This is a genomic window from Streptomyces sp. NPDC001156 (assembly GCF_053598275.1).
The window spans coordinates 1-22,234 of record NZ_JBSFJX010000067.1; the positions used below are offsets into that span (position 1 = coordinate 1).

18 protein-coding genes are annotated in these 22,234 nt (G+C 69.5%); 4 read left to right on the top strand and 14 right to left on the bottom strand.

Annotated features, from left to right (window positions below; all coding sequences use genetic code 11):
• Positions 1-93 precede the first annotated feature (93 nt).
• Positions 94-2,493 carry a SpoIIE family protein phosphatase gene (locus ACWDA7_RS27220; RefSeq protein WP_450607124.1) on the bottom strand — a complete coding sequence of 800 codons (2,400 nt, stop codon included), beginning with the start codon at positions 2,491-2,493 and terminating at the stop codon, positions 94-96.
• A 269-nt stretch (positions 2,494-2,762) separates the two neighbouring features.
• Between ACWDA7_RS27220 and ACWDA7_RS27225 the strand changes: the two genes are divergently transcribed.
• Positions 2,763-2,939 (top strand): hypothetical protein, encoded by a 177-nt coding sequence (locus ACWDA7_RS27225; RefSeq protein ID WP_450607126.1) that lies wholly within the window; start codon positions 2,763-2,765, stop codon positions 2,937-2,939.
• 410 nt (positions 2,940-3,349) lie between these two features.
• The gene (locus ACWDA7_RS27230) at positions 3,350-3,700 is read left to right on the top strand and encodes a tautomerase enzyme (RefSeq protein WP_450607128.1); all 351 of its coding nucleotides are present in this window, start codon (positions 3,350-3,352) and stop codon (positions 3,698-3,700) included.
• Between the two features lie 55 nt (positions 3,701-3,755).
• Here the strand turns inward: ACWDA7_RS27230 and ACWDA7_RS27235 are convergent, their stop codons facing one another.
• On the bottom strand, positions 3,756-4,340 hold the full coding sequence (locus tag ACWDA7_RS27235) for a TetR/AcrR family transcriptional regulator (protein ID WP_450607130.1): 585 nt from the start codon (positions 4,338-4,340) through the stop codon (positions 3,756-3,758).
• 99 nt (positions 4,341-4,439) lie between these two features.
• On the opposite strand from ACWDA7_RS27235, the gene ACWDA7_RS27240 reads away from it, so the two are divergent.
• On the top strand, positions 4,440-4,880 hold the full coding sequence (locus ACWDA7_RS27240) for a tautomerase family protein (RefSeq protein WP_450607132.1): 441 nt from the start codon (positions 4,440-4,442) through the stop codon (positions 4,878-4,880).
• A gap of 26 nt (positions 4,881-4,906) precedes the next feature.
• Here the strand turns inward: ACWDA7_RS27240 and ACWDA7_RS27245 are convergent, their stop codons facing one another.
• The 6 genes from ACWDA7_RS27245 to ACWDA7_RS27270 all read right to left on the bottom strand — a co-directional run bounded on the left by ACWDA7_RS27245 (position 4,907) and on the right by ACWDA7_RS27270 (position 10,571).
• Positions 4,907-6,148, bottom strand: coding sequence for a cytochrome P450 family protein (locus tag ACWDA7_RS27245; protein ID WP_450607134.1), 1,242 nt, complete (start codon positions 6,146-6,148; stop codon positions 4,907-4,909).
• Between the two features lie 196 nt (positions 6,149-6,344).
• On the bottom strand, positions 6,345-6,881 hold the full coding sequence (locus tag ACWDA7_RS27250; protein WP_450607136.1) for an NAD(P)H-dependent oxidoreductase: 537 nt from the start codon (positions 6,879-6,881) through the stop codon (positions 6,345-6,347).
• Positions 6,882-6,962: 81 nt separating this feature from the next.
• Positions 6,963-7,547: a TetR/AcrR family transcriptional regulator gene (locus ACWDA7_RS27255; protein WP_450607138.1), complete on the bottom strand. Its 585-nt coding sequence runs from the start codon at positions 7,545-7,547 to the stop codon at positions 6,963-6,965.
• Between the two features lie 86 nt (positions 7,548-7,633).
• Complete coding sequence (locus tag ACWDA7_RS27260; protein WP_359398468.1) at positions 7,634-8,368, bottom strand: carbonic anhydrase; 735 nt, start codon at positions 8,366-8,368, stop codon at positions 7,634-7,636.
• 437 nt (positions 8,369-8,805) lie between these two features.
• Positions 8,806-9,909 (bottom strand): sensor histidine kinase, encoded by a 1,104-nt coding sequence (locus ACWDA7_RS27265; RefSeq protein WP_450607140.1) that lies wholly within the window; start codon positions 9,907-9,909, stop codon positions 8,806-8,808.
• A complete protein-coding gene (locus ACWDA7_RS27270; protein ID WP_450607142.1) occupies positions 9,906-10,571 on the bottom strand; it encodes a response regulator in 666 nt (221 codons plus the stop codon). Before ACWDA7_RS27270 ends, ACWDA7_RS27265 begins: the two co-directional genes overlap by 4 nt.
• Positions 10,572-10,913: 342 nt before the next feature.
• Here ACWDA7_RS27270 and ACWDA7_RS27275 point away from each other — a divergent pair, with 342 nt between their 5' ends.
• Positions 10,914-11,624: a histidine phosphatase family protein gene (locus ACWDA7_RS27275; RefSeq protein ID WP_450607144.1), complete on the top strand. Its 711-nt coding sequence runs from the start codon at positions 10,914-10,916 to the stop codon at positions 11,622-11,624.
• A 40-nt stretch (positions 11,625-11,664) separates the two neighbouring features.
• Here the strand turns inward: ACWDA7_RS27275 and ACWDA7_RS27280 are convergent, their stop codons facing one another.
• The 6 genes from ACWDA7_RS27280 to ACWDA7_RS27305 all read right to left on the bottom strand — a co-directional run bounded on the left by ACWDA7_RS27280 (position 11,665) and on the right by ACWDA7_RS27305 (position 21,896).
• Positions 11,665-14,640, bottom strand: coding sequence for a glycoside hydrolase family 2 TIM barrel-domain containing protein (locus tag ACWDA7_RS27280; protein WP_450607146.1), 2,976 nt, complete (start codon positions 14,638-14,640; stop codon positions 11,665-11,667).
• Positions 14,641-14,698: 58 nt separating this feature from the next.
• Positions 14,699-17,428, bottom strand: coding sequence for a glycoside hydrolase family 38 N-terminal domain-containing protein (locus ACWDA7_RS27285; RefSeq protein ID WP_450607148.1), 2,730 nt, complete (start codon positions 17,426-17,428; stop codon positions 14,699-14,701).
• A gap of 58 nt (positions 17,429-17,486) precedes the next feature.
• Positions 17,487-18,293: a carbohydrate ABC transporter permease gene (locus ACWDA7_RS27290; RefSeq protein WP_450607182.1), complete on the bottom strand. Its 807-nt coding sequence runs from the start codon at positions 18,291-18,293 to the stop codon at positions 17,487-17,489.
• Between the two features lie 47 nt (positions 18,294-18,340).
• Positions 18,341-19,291: a carbohydrate ABC transporter permease gene (locus tag ACWDA7_RS27295; protein ID WP_450607184.1), complete on the bottom strand. Its 951-nt coding sequence runs from the start codon at positions 19,289-19,291 to the stop codon at positions 18,341-18,343.
• A gap of 5 nt (positions 19,292-19,296) precedes the next feature.
• Positions 19,297-20,631: an ABC transporter substrate-binding protein gene (locus ACWDA7_RS27300; RefSeq protein WP_450607150.1), complete on the bottom strand. Its 1,335-nt coding sequence runs from the start codon at positions 20,629-20,631 to the stop codon at positions 19,297-19,299.
• Between the two features lie 257 nt (positions 20,632-20,888).
• Positions 20,889-21,896, bottom strand: coding sequence for a LacI family DNA-binding transcriptional regulator (locus ACWDA7_RS27305; protein ID WP_450607152.1), 1,008 nt, complete (start codon positions 21,894-21,896; stop codon positions 20,889-20,891).
• Positions 21,897-22,234 lie beyond the last annotated feature (338 nt).

Genomic DNA, 22,234 nt, shown 5'->3' on the forward strand with positions numbered 1-22,234 from the left:
AGCACCACGACACGAGCCCGGGAAGACCGTGAAACGAGCCGAAACCCTCACCGAACACGTCCGCTTGAAACAGCAGCGAGGTTAAACATCAAGCTAAGCGCCGCCGCCGCTGCCGGGACCGATGGACGGTCTGCCGTCGCGCGAGGCGTGTGCGACCGGGAGTTGCAGCTCCGCCCATACCGTCTTGCCCGTGGCGGTGTAGCGGGTGCCCCAGCGCTGGGCCACCTGCGCGACCAGGAACAGCCCTCGCCCCCCTTCGTCGGTGACGTGTGAACGTCGCATATGGGGAGCCGTGTTGCTGGCGTCCGACACCTCGCATATGAGGCTGCGATCCCGGATCAGGCGAAGGCCGATCGGCCCGGAGGCATGCCTGATGGCGTTGGTGACCAGTTCACTCACGATGAGCTCGGTGGTGAAGGCGAGGCGCTCCAGGCCCCACGCGGTCAGCTGACGGGCGGCCTTGCCGCGTACCTCGTGCACGGCCCGGGGGTCGGCTGGTACCTCCCAGGAGGTGAAGCGGTCGGAGGTGAGGATGTGCGTGCGGGCGATCAGAAAGGCGACGTCGTCATGCGGGTGGTCCGGTAGCAGGGTGCGGAGCATCGTGTCGCAGATCTCCTCCAGCGGCCGATCAGGATGGGCCAGCGCGAAGCACAGCCGCTCGAAGCCGACGTCGACATCGCGGTCCGACGCCTCGATCAGGCCATCGGTGTAGAGCGCGATGACGCTCCCCTCCTCCACCTCGATCTCCGCCGACTCGAAGGGCAGGCCACCCAGCCCCAGTGGGGGTCCGGCGGGGATGTCCGGGAACTCGACGGGCTCACGCAGATGGGCTATCGCGGGGCTTGGATGTCCGGCGCGCGCCACGTTGAGCTTCCTCGAGATCGGGTCGTACACGGCGTAGACGCACGTCGCTCCGATCACCAGCGGACCGTCCGTGGCCGCTTCCGCCTCGTCCGCCAGGCGCAGAACGAGGTCGTCGACCTGGGCCAGGAGCTCGTCGGGCGGCAGATCCAGATCAGCGAGCGTCTGCACAGCCGCCCGGAGACGGCCCATGCTTGCCGCGGCATGGATGCCGTGGCCGATGACATCACCCACCACCAGCGCGACCCGCGCACCGGACAGGGGAATGACATCGAACCAGTCGCCTCCGACGCCGGCCTCGGCATCGGCCGGCAGATAGCGATAGGCGATCTCGACAGCGCTGTAGTCGGGCAGGTCGGGTGGCAACAGGCTGGTCTGGAGGGTGAGCGCAGCGTTGTGCTCACGAGCGAACCGCCGGGCGTTGTCCACACACACCGCCGCCCGGGCCACCAACTCCTCGATGAGCAGCAGGTCGTCCTCGTCGAACGCGTTCGGGTTCTCCCAACGCAGCAGGGTGACCACTCCCATGGTCACTCCCCGGGCCATGAGCGGGACCGTCAGGTGCGAGTGCACGCCGAGTCGGCGCAGTGTCTCCAAGCGCAGCGGATCCTCGGTGAGCCACGATGTCGTGGGGGCCAGCACCGCGTCGAGGACCGACCGCCCGGCCTTCAGACAGCGCTGTTGAGGGGACCTCGGCGGGTACCTGGTCGGTTCCCCGATGGCCACGACCACTTCCGGTAGATCCTTGTGGATCGAGAGATGGGCTGCCCGTGTGAGGGTGCCCCCGGTCGCTGACCCCGTTGTGAGGTCCGCGGAGGCGAAGCCGCCCTGGAAGAGGTCGATCGCCACGAAATCGGCCAGCTGAGGTACCAGCACTTCAGCCAACTCGTTGACCGTACAGTCGAGATCCAGCGTGCTGCCGATGCGATGCCCCGCCTCGTTGATCAACGCGAGCCGCTCGCGCGCCCCGTCCCGCGGTGTGGTGGCAGCGGAGGTGGGGCGCGGAGCGAGCGTCTTCCCCTCCCGAGCCGTCGCGGGCAGTCCGAAGGTGGGCTTCACGGGCGCCGAGAGCAGCAACGGCGTGCCCTGCCCGCTGGGAGCCGGCGCCGTCTGCCCGGACTCCCCGGCAGACGTCGTCACAGGGGGCAGGTGCGACCGCAGCAGGTCTTCCATGCCCTGCGGCACGCGGTCCTCCCCGTGGCCCGAGTGCTCGGTATCGCCGACGATGCCAGCCGTCACCGCCCATTCCAGCAGGCGGCCCATCACCGTCTGCTCCTGTTCCCACTTGTGCGATGCGCTGATGTCGCAGGCAACGAACAGCCAGCTGGACCCCTCGCCGGTGCGCAGCGGGCATGCGCGCAGTGCGAGTTCGATCCGATGCCCCGCACAGTGACGTGCGGTGACCACGCTCTCCCAGCCGTCCCCGACCCGCCGCCCTTCGGCCAGTGCGGACGAGAGCGCTTCTTCGCTCGCCAGCAGCGACGTCACGGGCCGCCGAAGGACACCCGCTGCCGAATAGCCGAGCAGAGCCTGTGCCCTGCGGCTCCAGTACTGGATCAAGCCGTAGGCGTCCACCAGGGCGACGGCGGCGGAAGTGATGCCGAGCGGATCGCCCCGATGTTCGTGCGCCATGTCCGTAAAACCCATGCTGCACGACCGTTCACGGGCGGGGGTTCCCTCGCACCACCGTCTCATATCGACCCCGATGTGTCGCAGCACCCGCTTCCCGCTCCCGCGTCTTGAGTGTCCTGGTGTGTTCTCCGCGAGCCCTGCGACCGGCAGGTGCCATGCCTGCCGGGCGTGTGCCGCCGCCTGCCGGGCCGGATTGCGGGGCCGGCTGCTGTCGCCCTGCGGGTGTCCGAGGAGGACCATGGGAGATGAGCGGAAAAGGGAGACCCACCATGTCGAACCGAGCCTCGGAATACGATGCCGGGCTGTACTCCCGCACCCCCTCCCAGGCCGAGGGCGAGCGCGATGAACCATCCGAGCGCGCGGTCACGGAGCAGCACCCCGACGTCCCCAGGAGCGAACCGTCCCAGGCCGAGGGCGAGCGGATGGACGACAGCGGGACGGCATGACCGTCGCTGACCGACACGGCCGTCGGCTCGTGGCAGCAACACGAGTTCGCTCCGTGGCGGTGCGGGGAGGGACGTCCGCAACCGGGATATGACACTCGTTATAATCGGTCACCACTGCCTCCTGCAACGATCGTTGTAGGAGGCAGTGTCATCACCGTGAGCAGCGCCAAGGGGCGCCTGAGCGTCTCTGATTGGCTTGGCGAGCCTGAGCGTTGCTCAGCCTTGGGAGCCAATCGCCTTCGTGCCCTGGTACTGAACGGCAGGAGCCGTCAGCCCGCGTGGCACGTCCCTCCGGACGCCGGTCGACCGGGCCGCAAGACCCGACCGAGGAGGGTGCCCGACGTCGCCTGGGCGCCGGGCGTGTGCGTAGCACTCTGCCACAGGTTCACTACGCTTCGCTAATCCAACTGGTGAGCCTGGAGCAGCGCTGGAGGCTGGCCGAGACGCTGACGGATGCGGTGCTGGTCCCCGAGGTGGGCCGGTTCGCCCCGCCGGCAGGGGTCGGCTTCCAGGTGCACTTCGTCATGGGCGGCGACTGGCGCCAGGAGGTCAGAGCCGAGGTCCTCGAGCGCACTCTGGCCGCGATGACCGAGGCCTGTGGCGTGGACGAGTCGTCGCCGGCGTGGTGGGTCAACTTCCGTGTGATCGACGAGGGCAGCTGGGGATCGCGTGGCGGCGTGCTGTCCGCTCTGTCCCTCCTCGAGAGCGGCGTTTTCACCGAGGAGAAGGCCAAGGCGATCCGCGTCGCACTCGGCGGCTGAGGGAAGAGCTACCGGTCCCTCGGCCGTTCCGCCAGGGCCAGGTGCGGGACGCGGTTCAGCTCCTGGTCGCGCTCGCGACGAGTGCCAGGAGTTGCTCGGAGGTGCGGTCGAGGGGCTGGGTGTTGCGCTTGGCGCGGCACATGGCCACGGTCCCCTCGACGGCCGCGACGATGAGCGTGGCGAGCTGGGCGGCGTGCTCGGCATCGGCGCCGTGTTCACGCAGGGAGGCGGCCAGCAGGTTCTCCCAGTCCTCGAAGACCTCGGCCGCGGCCACCAGGGTGGGCGGGATCTCCTCGGTCGGGGGTTCCTCGATGGAGACGGCCAGGACGGGGCAGCCGGCGTGGAAGCCGGTGTCGACGACGATCTTGCGCCACAGCGCGAGGAACGCCTTGAGCCCGGCGGTGGGGCCCGCCTGGAGTTCCTTGCGCAGACTCCTGGCGATGGTTTCCCCGGTGTGGCGGACCGCCTCGGTGGCCAGTTGCTGCTTGCCTTCGGGGAAGTAGTGGTACGTGGAGCCGAGCGGAGCCTTGGCGTGTTTGGCCATCTCCCGGATGCTGGTGGCGCTCAGACCCCGTCGGCTGATCATGTCGGCGGCGCCCGCCACGATCCGCTCGCGGGCCTGCGGACTCGTTCTGGTCACGCGGGCACTCCCTCTGGCTATAACGATCGTCATAGTCTAGCGTGACGCCGGCCTATAGCGACTGTCATAGAGCTTCGCGACGACGAGGAGTGAGCTGCCGTGCCGATGATCCGACTGACCGCCCCGACCGGTTCACTGACCGACGAGGGCCGCAAGGCTGTTCAGCGCGACCTCGCCGAGGTCCTGCTGCGCTGGGAGGGCGCGCCCGACACGCCCTTCTTCCGCGCCCAGGCGTGGAGCTACCTGATCGAACTGCCGGACGGTGCGCAGACCACGGCGCACGACGAGGAGCCGCGGTTCCTGGTGGACGTCACCGTGCCCGAGGGCGCCCTCTCCGAGCGCCGAAAGGCCGGGCTGGTCGAGGACGCGGCCCGGACCGTGCTGAAGGCCGCCGGACTGGCACCCGATGACGCGCTGCGCGTGTGGGTGCTGGTCCATGAGCAGCAGGACGGCACGTGGGGTGCCGGAGGCGCGGTCGTCCGCTACGCCGACCTGGTCGCCCTCGCCCAGCAGGACAAGGGAGACCAGGGCGATGCGTGAGCCCTGTTCCGTGGAAGCGAGACGGCTCAAGCCGTAGAGGCCGGCTCGGGACAGCCGGCCGTGAAGGTGACGGGCAGGCGCTCGGGGCCGCGCAGGCCGCTGGGCCTCCACCGCAGGTCGCCCGGTGGTACGGCGAGAGCGAGCCGGGGAAGCCGGCGCAAGACGGTACCGATGGCGATCTGACCCTCCAACCGGGCCAGCGGCGCCCCCAGGCAGTAGTGAATCCCGTGCCCGAACGCGAGATGCGCGTTGTCCCGGCGCGCGATGTCCAGGCGATCGGGGTCGGCGAACCGGCTTGGATCACGGTCGGCGATCGCGGATGCGATCAGCACCGTTGCACCGCGCGGGATCGTCACGCCCCCGATCTCGACGTCCTCGCGCGCGAACCGTGCGATCCCCGGGTTGACCGGCCCGTCGTAGCGGAGGAACTCCTCGATCGCGTCCGGCAGCAGTGCCGGATCGTCGCGCAGTGTCTGCAACTGGTCGGGGTGGGCGAGCAGCACGGAGATGCCGCCCCCGATCAGATTGACGGTGGTGATGTATCCGGCGACCAGCAACAGGAATGCCATGGCGACGAGTTCGTCCTCGTCCAGCCGCTGTTCCTCGTCCCGGGCGACGATCAGCGCACTGAGCAGGTCGTCTGCCGGCCGGGTTCGTTTGGCCCGCAGGAGGTCGGTCAGGTACGAGCGCATGCGCCGCCATGCCGCGTCCACCACGGCCGGGTCCGGCAGTTCGGTTCCCCGCCGGATCATGTCGTCGGTCCAGTGCTGGAAGTCGCGGCGGTCTGCGGCAGGGACGCCGAGCAGTTCGCTGATCACGTTGACGGGAAGCGGCAGGGCCAGGTCTGCGACGAGGTCCGCACGACCGTTCGATACGACTGCGTCGAGCAGACGGTCGGTGATCTCCTGGACCCGGGGCCTCAGCTCGGCCACCCTGCGCGCGGTGAACGCCTTCGAGACCAGGCGGCGCAGGCGGGTGTGGTCGGGCGGGTCGGCGCGGAGCATGTTGCGCAGAAAGGACTCGCGCTCCGTCACGGGCAGCTGCTGCGTGAGCCGGGGGTCCGACGCGTCGCGGACGTCGCTGCTCAGTCGCGGGTCGGACAGGGCGGCCAGCGCGTCCTCGTAGCGCATGACCAGCCAGGCCTCCAGGCCGCCGGCGATGACGGCGCGCTGGACCGGACCGTCGTCGCGCAGTTGCCGGTAGACCGGGAAGGGGTCCGTGACGAAGGCCGGGTCGGAGTAGGGAAGCAGGACCGGCTGCTGACTCATGATGCCTCCGGAAACACGCCGCGAGTGCGCATGGCGAATCTGTCAGGCTTTGAGATTGTATGTGCCGGTTCGGCCGGATTCGGGATTTGGCAGGTCGCCGCCGGAGACCGGTCGCCTGCGCGGCCGATCCCGGCCGCGGGCGGGTGACGTGGGCTGAGGACGGCAGGGATCGTGTCGCGGTCGGGATCCGCTCTTGCTACACCCGGTGCCGGAAGTCCTCCAGCAGCGCGCGGTAGCGCTTGGCGTGCAGGGCCAGTTGCTCGTCACTGGTGCCACGGGCGTCGTGCAGGACGAGCGGCTCGGCATAGGCCAGGCCCATACGGTGGGCGGTCTGCTCCAGCGGCCGCAGCAGTTCCTCCAGGGGGAAGCGGTGGAAGCCGCCGGGCCGGTAGGCCTCCTCGATGCCGCCGGTCGAGGTGACGAGTTGGAGGGTCTTGCCCTGCAGGAGGGGGCCGGAGTCGTAGGCGAAGTCACGCAGCATCACGTCGTCCAGCCACTGCTTGAGGAAGCCGGGGACCGAGTACCAGTGGAACGGGAACTGGAAGACGATCACGTCGTGCTCGCGCACCAGTCGCTGCTCGGCGGCCACGTCGATGACCCGGTCGGGATAGACGGCGTAGATGTCGTGCAGGGTGATGTGTTCCAGGTCGCGCACGGCCTCGGCGAGGGCGGAGTTGATCCGCGACCGGTCCAGGGCCGGGTGGGCGAGCAGAACGAGGGCGCGGGTTGTCACGGGGCTTCCTTCCAGACAGACAGGTCTGTCTTCTTGGTGGCTGAGAAATCCCCCGACCGCAGTGAGGGGATGGGGGAGCTGTCAGGGGGTGGACGGGCAGGCCTGGTCCACCAGCGCGCGAGCCGCGGCCTTGGCGGCGGCGGGCATGGCGGGGTTCTGCTCCAGCTTGCCGGCGGCCAGAGTGCCGTCGATGAGCAGGGTGAGCTGCAGCGCCAACTCGTCGGCGTCCCGCGCGCCGGCTCCTTCGGCCAGGCCGCGCACCCAGGTCCGTACGGTCGCCTTGTGCTCGACCGTGACGGCATGCGGTGCGCTTCCCGGCTCGCTCTCGGCGGCCGCGTTGATGAACGGGCAGCCGTGGAATCCATGGCGCCCGTAGGACTCCGCGACGGCGTCGAACAGGCCGACCAGCTGATCACGGGGGTCGCTTCCCGCGGCGAGCGCCGCGCGGCGCAGCTTGCCCCGCCAGGACTCGTCGGTGCGGCGCAGGTACTCCGCCGCCAGCTCGTCCTTGGACGGGAATTGTGCGTACAGGGTGGCCTTCGCGACGCCGGAGTCCGCGATGATGCGGTCCACGCCCACGCCGCGCAGCCCGTGGGCCTCGAACAGATCGCCGGCCGTGGCCAGGATCCGTTCGCGTGCGGGCGGTCGCTTGACGGTGGCGGGCATGGGTGTCACCTCGTCTCAGGAAGGGCTCGGCAGCCCCGGCGTCCACCAAACCTAACAGACAGGTCTGTCTGTTTCCATGTGCCGGCTCAGGACGGTACGCCGGCCAGTACCTCCACCTGGCCGGTGTCGAGCGAGTAGTAGGCGCCGACCACGGCAAGAGTGCCCTTCGCCACGAGCGGGGCGAGGTCCCGGTTGGAGCGCAGGTCGGTCGCGGTCAACTTGACCTGAGCCCGGGCCATGGTCTCGACCGGGTCGGTGCCGCCCTCGCGCGCCGCCTGCTCGTAGGCCGGCTGCAGGGCCTTGGCGATCGCCTGCAGATTGCCGGGAAGCGGTTTGCCCGCACGCATGGACTTGTACGCCGCGTCGATGGCGCCGCAGCGCTGATGGCCGAGGACCACGACGAGTGGGGTGCCACTCGTCATGGGCCCGTACTCGACGGAACCGGTGACCTCCGGTCCGATCGTCTGCCCGCCTGTACGCATGACGTAGAGGTCACCCAGCCCGGTGTCGAAGAGGAGCTCAGGCGGTACCCGGGAGTCGATGCACGAGAGGATCGCCGCATAGGGCATCTGCTCCTGTGCCACGAACTGGCGCCGGTCCGGGTCGCGGTCTGGGTGCTCGAGATCTCCGCTCACCCAGCGCTTGTTGCCTTCCATCAGTCTCGCGAAGGCCGCCGCCGGCGTGGTCGGCCGTGCCTGTGGCGAAGGGCTGGCCGCCGTCGCGACCATGCTCCTCGGTGCGCACCCCGCCAGTCCGACCGCAGCGCTCACCAGTGCACCCGTGAGCAGAGCTCTGCGATCCGGACGTCCTGCTGCGTCCATCGGTCGTCCTCCTCGGTGCCGCTCAGACGCATACGTGCGCCTTGACCAGGGCAATTGTTCAACCCGGCAAGGGCGACCCGGCGGCAGGCGCAAGGGGGCGCGGGGCATTTTGCCCACCGACGGCCCACAGTGCCGGCTCGGGTGTCCGACCGCCGTATGGTCGCAACCGCTCGGCCGATCGGCGAACCGTGCGCGGCCGGCCAAAGCGCGGCAGACCCCTGAACCGGTGCCTGGTGCCGATGGGGAGTAGCCGATGTGCCCGCCGCGCGGCATTTCGCGCGCCCAGGCCGGAAGATAGGAATGCGGGCCTCCGTACCGTGTTTCCCCGAGCCGGCATCGGAGGCCCGCGTATGCCGAACGGGAGACGGGAGCGGACCCCCGGACATGCGCACCCCCTGGCCGCGCGCAGGCGTGCGGGCCGCCCGGGGCCGGCCCGGTCATGGCGCCGGCTCGGCCGGCAGTTCCAGCTGGAGCTCGTAACCGCCCTCGGGGGTGGGCCCGGAGGTGACGGTGCCGCCGAGGAGGGCAGCGCGCTGCTGCAGGCCGATCAGGCCGTAGTGGGAGCTGGGCAGGGGAAGGGCGGGGCGGGTGGGAGCGCTGTTGGTGATGGTGACACGGACGGTGTCGCTCTGGCAGGTGGCGCACACGGTGGCGGAGGCGCCGGGGGCGTGTTTGCGCACGTTGGTCAGGGCTTCCTGAACGGTGCGGTAGACAGCACGCTGAACGGTCGGGGGGAGGCCGCCGGGCAGGTCGGTCGTGAGGGCCGCGTCGAGGCCGCTGCCGTCGATCAGCCGCCGCAGATCGGTGAGGGAGGGCTGCGGGGTCAGTTCCGTCGGGATGCCCTGCGAATCGCGCAGAACGTTGACCATGTGGCGCAGTTCGTCCAGGGTCTGCACGCTCAGCCGCCGGATGGTGGTCGCGGCCTCCTTGGCCTCGGCGTCCTGTGTGCCGACCTGCAGTGCCCCGGCTCGTACCGCGATCAGGCTCACCTGGTGGGAGACCACATCGTGCATCTCGCGCGCGAGCTGTGCCCGCTCCTTGGCCAGGGTGGCCTGAGCGGCCAGCTGCCGCTCGTGGTCGCGTGCCTCGAAGACCTCGCCGAGCCGCAGTGACAGGTCGCGGTGGGCCTGGACGAGTTGGCCGAGGAAGACCGGAGCCGCTGCCGTCGCCGCGGTGTAGCCAAGGGTGATCAGGGCTGTCGTGGTCCACAGGCCGAGCCGGAACGAAGGCCACGACGTCATGTCGCAGAGGGTGTACGCAAGGGCACAGACGGCCAGCAGAGCCCGCCGCCGGGTGACCGTGGCCAGGTAGTACAGCGCTGCCAGCGAGGCGAAGATCGCATCGGAGACCAGGACGGCGGGCAAGGTGAGCACGAAGGTGAGCAGCGGCAGACGCCGGCGCAGCAGAAGCAGCCAGGCGGCGGCCAGGGCGCAGGCCATCCGTGTCGGCTGGTCGAGGTTGACCTGGATCCACACGTCGAGCAGTGCTGCGCCGACGAGTGCGATGTCGCGCAGTGTTCGGGCGCGGGCGCGGGTCATCATCCCGGTTCCAGATTGCGGGGCGGGTTGAGGAGTCCGGCGCGTTCGGCGAGCAGGGCCGCCTGGACGCGGCTGCTGACCTCCAGTTTCGTGAGGATGGCACTCACGTGGTCCTTGACCGTTCCGGTGCTGAGATGCATCCGGGCGGCGATCTCGGAGTTGGACAGTCCCTCGGCGATCAGGACGAGCACGGCGCGTTCTCGGCCGGTCAGGCGCTCCATGATGCGGGCGGCCGGTTCCCGGCAGCCGGCCTCCAGGTATCTGTCCACGACCGTCCGCGTGACCTTGGACGACAGTACGGTGCCGCCGTCCGCCAAGGCACGCACGAGGAACGGCAGCTCCTCGGGGTCGGTGTCCTTGAGCAGGAAGCCTGCCGCGCCGCAGCGAAGGGCTGTGGCCACGTACTCGTCCATGTCGAACGTCGTGAGCATGGCCACCACCGGAGGCTCGCTCAGCCGGCGGAGATCGGCGAGAACGGTGAGTCCGTCCACGTCCGGCATGCGGATGTCCAGCAGCACGACGTCGGGACGCATCTCCTGTGCCATCCGGGCAGCGTCCGCACCGGGAACCGCCGCCACGACCTCGATGTCGTCCGCGGCGTCCAGGATGCGCCGGAAGCCCGTACGGATGAGGGCCTCATCGTCGACCACCAGTACCCGGATCACGCATGCTCCAACTTGCCACCGGATCACTGTTCGATTCGTATCACGTCGGGAAGCGCCCCGCAGTCCAGCGCTCGCGGCGCACCGGGACCGTCCACTCGGCGGGCGGTCGCCAGCCAGTCGGCGGGGATGAATTCGGACTCCTGCCGGATGGTTACGGCACCATGGTTCGCAAACCCTGGAGGCAACGCACTAGCTGCCGACCACTCTCCCACTTCGGAGCCACCGGTGGCGGCTGACCGCTGGCGTGCGCCGGCGCAACCTCACCAGGACGGCTGATCAGCGCCGATCGGTCCGTCGGGCACCCGGCCACGGATTGCCGGACCAATGGAGGAGGGCAGTCGTATGACGATCCGCCTGACACTACTGTGTGCGCACACCACGGACGACTCCGTGGACGCGGTTTTCGGTCACGGAGCCCAAGGCGACCACGACCTGCACGAGGCCGGCACCGCCCGGTCGGCGCTTCCTCCCTACTCGCCGGCCCTGCGGTCGCCGTCGACCCGGTGCGCCATGACGGCGGCAGCGCTCGGACTTCAGACCGTCGTCGAGCCGGCGCTGCGCGACCTCGACTACGGCACCTGGCGCGGCCGCACGGTGGACGAAGTCGTCGCCGAGGATCCTTTCGGGTACAGCGCGTGGCTGACCGACCCCGATGCCGCGCCACACGGCGGTGAATCCGTGCGCCGCCTCTGCCGCCGGACCGGCGCATGGCTGCGTGGCCTGCCTTCCGACACCGGTCGCGTGGTGGCCATCGCCGAACCAGCGGTGTTCCGGGCGCTGCTCGTCCATGCCCTGTCCGCGCCGGCCCGGGCCTTGTGGGGACTTCAGATACCGCCCATGTACGCCGTCTCCCTCGTGGGCCGCGGTGACGACTGGCGCATCCGGTCGGTCGACGGAACCACCCCGCACGGCATCGGTCGATCCGCTCCCTTCCGGACGACCGTGCCGGCCGCCCTCTGGCAGACAAACGGCCGACGCACGGGGCAGCCCTACGGAGAGCGCGCCAGGGTGTTCTGCGGCGCCGATGCCGACGGCAAGGGCACCGCAGCCTGACCCGACCGGGGGCGGCCACCACAGGGGGTGTCCGCCGTCCTCACCGCGCCGTGATGCGAAGCCTGATTGTGCGGGACTCAGGGCGAAGCGCGAACTCTGGCCACACATCCGGTCCACAGGCGCGTGAGCCGAGCCCGTGCTGGGCCGCATCGACGATCAGATGACTCGTCGCGGACTCCGGAAGCTCAAACGGGTGTGTGGCCTGCGCGATCTGCTGCGGGGTGTGACGGCTGAGCGTGAAGCCGGGGAGCCGTCCGTGCGTGTCCGGGACCGTCCTCAGGCGCAGCACCGTCCTTCCGGCACTCGCCAGCGCCAGGTGTCGCAGCTGAGAGCGGTGCCCCGTCTCCTGAGGCCGGGCGTAGTCGACGGAGAGATCGCGGACGGTGGAGAGGAAACGGCCGGTGCGCGCCGCGCGGAGACTGTCCGGGTAGGACTCGTGCGGGCCGAGGCCGAACCACTCGGCGGCATCGACGGGAGCCGTCCCGTCGGGCAGATCGAAACGGATGCCGATCCGCGGCCACACCGTGAGCCAACCACGGGAGGGCTCGATCTCCACCCGCAGCTCGAGTTCGTCGCCCTCGAGCGACCAGACGGTCTCCACCATCACCGAAAGGGCGGAGTGCGCCGCGGAGACCCTGGCGATCGTTCGCAGCGCATCGGAGGTGCGCTCCACGGACAGCCGCCGCGTGGTCAGCCGGTCGAGACCGTCGCGACGCCACAGTTCGGCATTGGAAACCCCTGCCACGCTGGCGTCGCTCTCCTCGACCTGTTCCGACGCGCCTTCGTCGTTGTCGGTGGGGGCACGGAACAGTTCCAGCCGCGGGCCGGCCACAGCGCGGCCGGCGAGGCGCACCAGGGCCCCGTCGACGAACTCGGCGATGCCGAGCGTCAGCGTCCCGTCGCTCCGCTGCCAATCGGTTCGGGGCCGCACACCAGGTGCCGGACGAGGCGCCGAACGGTCCAGCTGAGCGGTCGCGATCACATGCCCTTCGGGTGCCCAGGCGGTTCCGGCGGCCAATTCCGCATCGATGGTCAGCCACGACTCCGCGTCCTGCGACATCGAGAACTGGGGAAGCGGCACCCGCTCCGACTCACCTGCCGGGATGACGGCGACCTTCATGTCCCCGGAGTCCACGCGTGTCCCGTCGTGCTCGACGCGCCAGCAGAAGCGCAGGTCGGAGGTGTCAGCGGAGTGCCGGAGGTTTGTGATCACGACGTCGTCGCCGTCGAAGGTGAAACCGACCGGCTGCGCGACCGCCTTGTACTCATGCAGGCTGGGAGTCGGGACGTCGTTGCTCAACAACATCCCGTCCATCACGAAATTGCCATCGTGTACGACCTCCTTGAAGTCGCCGCCGTACGCGTAGAAGGGCGTACCGTCCGGGGTCGTCGTCAGGATGCCGTGGTCGCGCCATTCCCAGACGAAGCCGCCGTGCAGTCGCGGATGCTCGTGCACAAGCGCCTCGTACTGGTCCAGCGCCCCCGGCCCGTTGCCCATCGCGTGGGCGTACTCGCAGAGCACGAACGGCCTGGCGCGCTGGCGGGCGCCCTGCGCGGGAGTGCAGTTCAGCAGCGCGGCGCGTGAGCCGTCGGTGCCGATCTGCTCGGTCTCGAGCACGGACGCGTACATGCGCGAGTAGATGTCGGTGTATTCGCCGGCGTGGTCGCCTTCGTAGTGCACAGGCCGTTCGGGATCGCGGCCGTGGACCCACGCCGACATCGCGGCGAGGTTGCTGCCGGTCCCCGCTTCGTTGCCGAGCGACCAGATCACGATGCTGGGATGGTTCTTGTCCCGCTCGACGGTGCGCTGGATGCGGTCGAGGTACGCCTCCCGCCACGCCGGGTCGTCGCTCGGATTGCCGGTCCAGCCGACCTTGTCGAAGCCGTGCGTCTCCAGGTCGCATTCGAGCACGACCCAGAATCCGAGCTCGTCGGCGAGGTCGAGCAGCCGCGGATGCGGCGGGTAGTGGCTGGTGCGGATGGCGTTCACATTGAACCGCTTCATGCGGGCCAGGTCTTCGCGGGCGTGCTCCTCGTCGAAGACGCGGCCGCGCTCGGGATGGGTCTCATGGCGGTTCATCCCGTGGAACACCACACGTCGGCCGTTGACCAGGAACCGGTCTCCGCGGATCTCGACGGTGCGGAAACCCAGCCGCAGGGAGACGGTCTCCGCGGCCGTCGACACGGTGACGTCGTACAGGCGGGGCCGCTCGGCGGACCAGGGCTCCACGCCGTCGATGTCGAGCGGCGCCACCTCGGACGGCCCGGCCCAGACCTGCTCGACGCCGAGTTCGGGCACACGAAGGGTGATCGGGTACGCCGCCTCGTCGGCGACAACCTCGGGCTCGATACGTCCGCTGCCGCGGTCGAACCCGGTGCGCAGCCAGACGTCCTCGATGCCTCCGGCCGGGCGCGCGAGCAGGGTGACGTCGCGGAAGATGCCCGGCAGCCACCACTGGTCCTGGTCCTCGAGGTAGCTCGCCGCCGACCACTGGTGCACGCGCACGGCGACGACGTTGTCGCCCGGGCGGACGGCCGACGTCACATCGAACTCGTGGGCGAGCCGGCTACCGCTGGCGCTGCCGATCTCGTCGCCGTTGACCCACACCCTGAAGAGCGACTCGACCCCGTCGAACCGCAGCACGACGCGCTCGGCGTCCGACCAGTCGGCGGGCACCTCGAAGTGGCGGCGGTAGTCACCGGTGGGGTTCTCGTCCGGGACATGAGGCGGGTCGATCGGGAACGGGTACTGCACGTTCGTATAGATCGGCCGGCCATATGCCCCGTCGCCATGGAGCACCCAGTGGGAGGGCACCGGGATGGTGTCCCAGCCGCTGTCCTCGAAGCCCTCGGCCGCGAAGTCCTCCGTCGCCGGCACCGTCGGCGACAGACGGAAGTGCCAGGGCCCGTTGAGCGATCGAGAGGGGGCGTCGGAGTGCAGCCACGAGCGCGCCGGGCGCAGCGCGCCACGACCTGGTGTGGTGTCCGAAACGTACGCGGAAGGCTCGGAGTGCACGGGGTCACGACTCTTTCTTGGTTAGCAAGGGGGGATCCGAAGCGCCGGCAGGGGTCGGCTACCGGACCACGACCGTGCGGATCTCCCACGGGCCGAGGGCGAGTTCCAGCCCGTCCGCGACCGGCGCCGCGGAGAGTGGCCGGCCGAGCAGGTCGACCGTGGTGGCCTCCGTGAACGCGCCGGTCATACGCACGGTCGAGCCCGTGTCGCTCAGGGCGGCGAGCCGCACCTCGGTGCCGGCGCCGTGCTCGTCGTCGGTGACGCGGCGGATGCTGGAGACGAGGACGTCCGCGCCCTCGACACGCACACCGGTCGCATCGGCGGGCAGGTCGCCGCCGGCGGCGCCGGTGCCACGGGTGACCAGCACGTCGTTGCGGAATTCCTCGGCGAGGGCCACCGCGTTCGCGGCCTGCCAGCCGGTGGCCGAGGGGACGACGGCGAAACGGTTCTCGATGCGCACGCCGAGGTCCTGCGCGCCGGGCGCGGGGATCTCGCTCGCCGCGGGCTCGTCACGGAGGGGGTGGATGTTGACGCTGATCGAGCCGATCGCGCGGAGCAGGGTGACGGCGAGTTCGGAGCCGTCGCCGACGACCTCGTACTCGGTGACGTGGTCGAGCAGGACGGTGGTGGCACCGGCCGACACGAACGTGCTCGCGGGGAAGGTCGGGATCGGGTACTCGCCCCAGCCGCCCTCCGCCGTGAGACCCCGCTCGGTGACGGCGAACTGCCCGGCGGACGCGGACCCGGCCACCGGCTCGGGCAGCGGCAGGTGGAAGCGCAGCCGGTGGTCGGCCGACTGGTTCAGGAACGCGGTGGACACGCGGACGAACGGCTCACCCGCGCGCACCTCCACGAGAGTCTCCACCGGCGTCGGCACGGTACGGGTGTCGCGCAGGTCGCGGTCCGGGGAGAGCGCGGCGGGCCAGGCGTAGACGCGGGTGACACGCATCCGCGAACGCAGCGGGCCGTTCTCGAGGAGCTCGACGGCGACCTCGTCCGGCTCCGACACGAGCACGTCCCGCGCCGGGGGAGCGTAGTTGTAGCTGTCGCCCCGGTCACCGCCGTCGACCAGGCGGCCGACCCCGCGCAGCACCGTGCCGTCGGCCCCGGTCACGTCCAGGGTCCCGTCGGCCGCGACCGCCACGTCGACCAGGCCGTTGGTCAGCGTCCGGGCCGTCGCCGTCGCGGGCGTGAACGCCGTCGGCTGCACGGCGGCCGCCTCGTCCGGTGCGACCCGGAAGCTCGCGAGTCCGCAGGCGGGGACGTGTACGGGCACCAACGCGGTCGCGCGTGCCTCCTCCACCGTAAGTACCCGCCACTCGCCCGGGTGCGCGGCGGCCGCGGCGGCGACCTCCCGGCGCAGGATCAGCAGGTCGAACGGTCCGCTGGTCGGCACTTCGGCCAGGTGGAAGACGAGCGATCCGGGGGTGAGCTCGTAGTGGTCGATCAGCCGGCCGAAGAGCTCGCGGCGGTGGATGCGGCGCAGAACCCGTTCGAGCTGCGAGGCGTCCATGCGCTCGTCGCTCAGCACGGTCGGGGCCTGCGACACGAGCTGCACGGGGTGCGTCGAACCGTCGGCGGCGGTCGCGACGAGCACGCTCCCCTCGGGCGGGGCGACGACATCGACCTCGACCAGCGCCGTGCGCGGGAGGGGCAGCGGGTTGGCGACCAGGTGGGCGTCGCTGGGCACCAGGGCGGCGGGCTCGCTGAGCGCCGTGTCCCGCACGGCCCGTGCCGCCTGCGAGGCCTCGGCGAGACGTGCGTCCACCTGGTCGGCGGTCTCGTCCGTGCCGGAGCCGACGACCGAGTCGTGCGCGCTCGACTCGATGATCTTGTGCCAGGCGAGCGAGAGGAACCGCGAGTCGTCGCGCCGGGACCACAGGGCGTTCAGCCGCTCGGCGTGGTCGACGATGCGCTCGGCGACGGCCATCCGCTGCTTCAGCCCGCGCCGCACGGAGATCACTCCGGGCAGGATGTTGCCGCGCACATGGCTGCGCAGCTCGCCGGTGACGACGGCCGCGACCTCGTCGCGCACGTGCTTGCGGATGTACTCGTCCAGCGTCGCGATGGTGATGGGACGCTCGTCGCTGGAGGCTCGGCGCAGCCAGGCCGCCAGCTGCGGGTCGGGCGCGTTGTGGTCGGTGCCGGCCATCGCGAGCACCGGGTCGTCGCCCCACCGCTCGGCGGTCATCTCCGCGTACTCGCCGAGCGCGCGCCTGATCTGGTCGGGGACCAGAAGGACGTCGAGCCCGTTGTCGTAGCCGTCGAAGAGGAACTCGGTCCGCACCTCGGAGCCGTCGGGGGCGCGCCAGCGGAAGGCGTGTCCGTCGACGGAGCCGGGCACCCCGCGCCACAGCGCCGCGTGCTCGATACCGGCGCGTGCCAGGATCTGTGGCATCTGCGCGACGTGGCCGAACATGTCCGGTAGATAGCCGATGGGCATCGAGCCGCCGAGCTCCGCGGCGGCGGCCCAGCCCATCTGCAGGTTGCGGACGATGGTCTCGCCGGAGCAGAGGAACTCGTCGAGCAGGATCAGCCACGGCCCGATGGCGAGCCGGCCCTCGGCGACCAGGGCGGCGACACGTTCCCGGTTCTCCGGACGCATCTCCAGGTAGTCCTCGACCGCGGCCATCTGCCCGTCGACGGTGAACCGGAAGTCCGGGTTCGCCTCGGCCGTCTCCAGCACGGTGTCGAGAGCGGTGACGAGGCGGTGCCGGAACACTTGGAACGGCTCATACCATTCCCGGTCCCAGTGGAAGTGGGGCACGAAGACGGCGGGATTGCGCATGCGGGCGGGACCTTCTGTGCTGGCGGGGCGAGGCGTACGACGGGGGAGCGGCGCGGGGTTACTTGAGGGAGCCGGCGGCCAGTCCGGTGCGCCAGAACCGCTGGAGGAGGATGAACAGGACGATCACGGGCACGATCGAGACCAGCGAGCCGGTGATCACCGATTCCTGGAGGAGCGGGGCGCGGGCGGTCTGGCCGTTCCACTCGTACAGGCCGAGGGTGATCGGGAAGAGCGACTCCTTCTGCAGCATCACCATCGGCAGGAAGAAGTTGTTCCAGATGGCGACGAACTGGAACAGGAAGATGGTCACCAGCGAGGGCGTCATCAGCCTGAACGCGACCGAGAAGAACGTGCGGAACTCGCCGGCGCCGTCCAGGCGTGCCGATTCGAGGATCTCCTGGGGGACGGCGGCGGAGGCGAAGATACGGGCCAGGTAGACGCCGAACGGGCTGACGATGCTCGGCAGGAACACCGCGAGGTAGGTGTTCACGAGCCCGGTCGCGGAGAACAGCAGGAACAGTGGGAGCGCGAGCGCCGTGGTGGGGACGAGGATGCCGCCGAGGATCACGGAGAACAGGAACTCGCGGCCCCGGAAGGTGAACTTGGCGAGCGCGTAGCCGCACAAGGCGGAGATCAGGGTCCCGACGGCCGCACCCACCACCGCGTAGACCACGCTGTTCAGGGCCCACCGCCCGAAGATGCCGCCGTTGCGGCTGAACAGGATGCTCAGGTTGTCGAACAGGTTGAAGTGCGAGAACGCCAGTCCGTTGGTGGAGGCGAGGTCGCCCTGCGGCTTCGTCGCCGCGACGATCAGGAAGTAGATCGGCAGCAGGAAGTAGATCGCCAGCAGGAACATCAGAGCCATGACGGCCGTCCGGCTGACGTGGCTTTCGCGGATCGGGGGCTGGTTGCTCACAGTCCGGCCCTCTTCGAGGTCAGTCGCATGAACCCGAAGCTCAAGACGAAGGTGATGACGGCGATGACCACGGAGATCGCCGCCGCCTGCTGGTAGTTGTTCCCGGAGGCCACCGCGTACGCGAGCATGTTCGGTGTGAACGTGCTCGAGATGTTCGAGGAGATCTGGCGCAGCACGGCCGGCTCGGCGTAGAGCTGCAGGGTGCCGATGATCGAGAACACCGTGGTGAGGATGATCGACGGGGCGATGATCGGGACCTTGATCTGCCAGGCGATCTTCCAGTTGCTGGCACCGTCGAGCTTGGCGGCCTCGTAGAGCTCCTGCGGGATCGACTGCAGCGCCGAGAACATGATCAGCATGTTGTAGCCGGTCCAGAGCCAGGTGGAGACGTTCGCCGCCGACCACAGCACGGCATCCGGGCCGAGGAAGTCCGGCTGAAGGCCGAGGCCTTTGAGCAGGTCGACCACGGGGCTGAGCTGCGGCGAGTAGAGGTACGACCACATGATCGCGGCGATGACGCCGGGCACGGCGTACGGCATGAACGCCGCGATGCGGAAGAACGACTTCAGCTTCAGCAGCGGGGTGTCGAGCAGCAGTGCCATGATCAGCGCGACGAACAGCATGACCGGCACCTGCACGATGCCGAACAGTCCGATGCGCCCGATGCTGTTCCAGAACTCGGTGTTCTGGAACACCTGCGCATACTGATCAAAACCGCCGAAGGTCGTGTACGACGTGCCGTACTGACCGCCGGTGCGCCGCACGACGAGCAGGCTCTGCCAGATCGCGTAGCCGATCGGCACGAGGTAGAACAGCACGAACGGGAGGAAGAACGGGATCAGGAACGCGGCGATGGTGCCTGCCCGGGGGCCGCCGCCGATACGACGGCGGCGGCCTCCGGTGGTCGCAGTCACCACGCGTGTCGCGCGGGTTGCGATGTCGGTCACTGCGGTCACTTGCCTGCCGTGGCCGGGATCGCCTGATCCTTCATGGACTTCAGCGCAGCTTCCTGGGCGGCCGAGAGCGCGTCGCCGGCGGTGCCCTTGCCGGCCGCCGCCTTGGCCATCGCGTCCTGGAGCGCCAGGTTCACCGTCTTCTGGGTGGGACCCCAGCTGAAGTTGGTGTCGATGTTCTTGGACGAGTCGGCGAAGACGTCGAAGATCTTCTCGTTGTTGTAGTACGGGACGCCCTGTGACAGTGCCGGGAGCTTCAGACCGTCGTTGGCCGCCGGGTAGAGGCCGCCCAGCTTGTTCTCCAGCGCGAGGGCCTCAGGGTCGGTGTTCAGCCACTCGTTGAACTTGACCGACTCGTACAGGTGCTTGTTGCCCTTCATGAACGCCACGGTGGAGCCGCCCCAGTCGCCGGACGAGGTGCTCGAACCCCAGGTCGGCATCGGGACGATCGACCACTTGCCGGCCTGCTTCGGCAGGTTGTCGCGGAACATGCTGTAGCCCCAGGCGGCGCCGACGTAGGTGGCGATCTGGTTCTTCTGGTACGCGGCGTACATCTGGGTCGAACCGTGGGCGAGGTCGGTGCGGACGAGCTTGGCGTCGATCAGCTTCTGCCAGTAGTCGGCGACCTGCTTGCTCTGGTCGGACGCTACGGTCACGTGCCACTTGTCGCCGGAGTAGCTGTACATCTCGGCGTTGTTCTGCCAGAGGAGCCCGTTGAACCACTCGGCGTTGTTCGGGTCGAAGAACGTCATGCTGAGGTTGGGGTCCGCGGCGTGCAGCTTCTTCGCGTCCGCTGCGTAGTCGTCCCAGGTCTTCGGGATCGTGAGGCCGTGCTGCTTGAAGATGTCGCTGCGCACGTAAAGGGCCATCGGACCGGTGTCCTGCGGGAAGGCGAACACGCCGGTGCCGCCGAAGCTGGTCTGCGACCAGGTCCAGGGCACGAACTTCGACTTGGCGCCGGCGGCCGCGGAGCAGGCCGAGGCGTCCACGAAGGCGTCCTGGGTGCGCAGGTTGGGGAGCTCGTCGTAACCGATCTGGGCGAGGTCGGGCGCCTTGTCCGCCTTGAGGGCGTTGCCGATCGTGCCGTACTGGTCGTTGGAGATGTTCTTCGTCTCGACCTGGATGTTCGGGTTCTTCTTGTTCCACAGGGCGACGACCTGGTCCATACCCGGAACGGTGTTCCAGTACTGAAGGGTGACTTTGCCCTTCGAGGGCTCACACGAGGACGCGGATGCGTTACCCGAAGGAGCGGGCGACGAGCACCCGGCGAGTACGGCTATACCTGCTGCCGCGGCGGCGACGGCGAGGCGGGTGCGCGTGACTGTGTTGCTCATAGTTTCCGTTCCAGAGAACGACTAGCGACGACGCTAGACGGGTCGACGTTGACACCTCAGGCGGGATGCCTTCTGGTTGGAAGGGACAAAACGCCACCGTGTCGGTAGTGCCGAACGCCGTGGCGAGATTGGCAACCATGGATTCCGTTGCCGTGAGCGTTCACGTGAACGTTCACGGCGAGCTGGAATTGTTCGGAAGTGTGCGCTCCGGTGCGGTCGAGTGTCAAGGCTTTCATGTCGCGCACAAATCCGACAGATTACGCGGATCCCCTCAGTCGCAGCTCGGCCCGGACGACGAGGTCGTCGGCGTCGAGCGCGTTCGCCCCGGTCAGCAGCCGTGCGACCTGCTCGATGGCGAGCGCGCCGAGCTTGCGTGTGTCGAGGGCGACGCTGGAGAGCGGGGGCTCGACCACCGCGCCGAGCTGCAGGCCGTCGAAGCCGATCACGGCCAGGTCCTGGGGGACGCTCCTGCCGAGCCGGCGTGCCTCGCGCAGGGCGCCGATCGCGATGATGTCGTTGAAGGTGAGGACCGCGGTCACGTCCGGATGGGCGGTGAGCAGGGCCTCGAGCGCCGCTCCGCCGCCGTCGGCCGACTGGTGGGCGCCGACCACCATGCTCGAGTCGATGCCGTGCGCCGCGGCGGCCGTGGTGAACCACTCGCGTCGAACGCTCGGCTCGGCGCGGCCGTCATGGTCGAGCATGCCGATCCGCGTGTGGCCCTGCGCGATCAGGTGCGCGACCGCGGCGTGGACACCGTCCTCACCGTCGATCCGGATCGAACTGAACCGCGCGGTGCGGTGCTCACGGCCGATGAGCACCACCGGCATGCCCCGGGTGAACAGCTCGACCTCGTCCTCGGGGCAGCTGAAGTAGCCGACGACCGCGTCCACTTGCGAGCTGATCACCTGGAGTGTGCCGAGCTCCTCCTCGGCCCGGTCGGCGGTGTCGTAGACGACGACGTGCCAGCCACGGGCCCGGGCGGCCTCCAGCGCGGCCGCGGCGACCTCGGTGAAGAACGGGTTGAGCAGGTCGGGAATGACCAGCCCGATGGTGGTGGTGTCCTGCCGGACCAGGCCCCGGGCGAACCGGCTCGGCCGGTAGCCGAGCGCACGGGCGGCGTCGAGGACGCGCTGCTTGGTGGAGTCGTCGATCTCGTCCTTGTCGTTGAGCGCCCGCGACACGGTCTGCCGTGAGACCCCGGCGGACCGGGCGACGTCATGGATCGTGACTTTCCGGGGCTCTGTCCCCGACACCGAAGACGACACCGTCGCCCACCTCCCGCTGTTCGCGGCCACCGATGCGTCCGCAGGGCCTGAGTATGCCTGTGCCGGACGCGGCTGCGCGATATCGGGTCTTCTTGCTTCCCCCGGGCACGGGTCCCGCGGACCGGTCGAGCCTCCGCGTTCCGCCTGGCCGGCGTCGCGGCAGGTGGTCGGCATGCTGCCGTCGTCAGGTCGGACGTTTTCGAGCTGCACCGAGTGCCGCGGTTCCGGCGTGCACAGGGGTGCGACGTGGGACACAGTGGGTGATGAACAGAGAAGCAGTGCGTACGCAACAGCCTTTATTCATCGATAGCTTCGTTGTGTTTCTTGAAGCGTTTTTC

Excerpts from the sequence above, each read along its gene's own strand:
- ACWDA7_RS27220 (WP_450607124.1), bottom strand. The coding sequence starts at position 2,493 with ATGGCGCACGAACATCGGGGCGATCCGCTCGGCATCACTTCCGCCGCC.
- ACWDA7_RS27225 (WP_450607126.1), top strand. The coding sequence starts at position 2,763 with ATGTCGAACCGAGCCTCGGAATACGATGCCGGGCTGTACTCCCGCACC.
- ACWDA7_RS27245 (WP_450607134.1), bottom strand. The coding sequence starts at position 6,148 with ATGAGTCAGCAGCCGGTCCTGCTTCCCTACTCCGACCCGGCCTTCGTC.
- ACWDA7_RS27255 (WP_450607138.1), bottom strand. The coding sequence starts at position 7,547 with ATGCCCGCCACCGTCAAGCGACCGCCCGCACGCGAACGGATCCTGGCC.
- ACWDA7_RS27260 (WP_359398468.1), bottom strand. The coding sequence starts at position 8,368 with ATGGACGCAGCAGGACGTCCGGATCGCAGAGCTCTGCTCACGGGTGCA.
- ACWDA7_RS27265 (WP_450607140.1), bottom strand. The coding sequence starts at position 9,909 with ATGATGACCCGCGCCCGCGCCCGAACACTGCGCGACATCGCACTCGTC.
- ACWDA7_RS27275 (WP_450607144.1), top strand. The coding sequence starts at position 10,914 with ATGACGATCCGCCTGACACTACTGTGTGCGCACACCACGGACGACTCC.
- ACWDA7_RS27285 (WP_450607148.1), bottom strand. The coding sequence starts at position 17,428 with ATGCGCAATCCCGCCGTCTTCGTGCCCCACTTCCACTGGGACCGGGAA.
- ACWDA7_RS27290 (WP_450607182.1), bottom strand. The coding sequence starts at position 18,293 with ATGGCTCTGATGTTCCTGCTGGCGATCTACTTCCTGCTGCCGATCTAC.
- ACWDA7_RS27300 (WP_450607150.1), bottom strand. The coding sequence starts at position 20,631 with ATGAGCAACACAGTCACGCGCACCCGCCTCGCCGTCGCCGCCGCGGCA.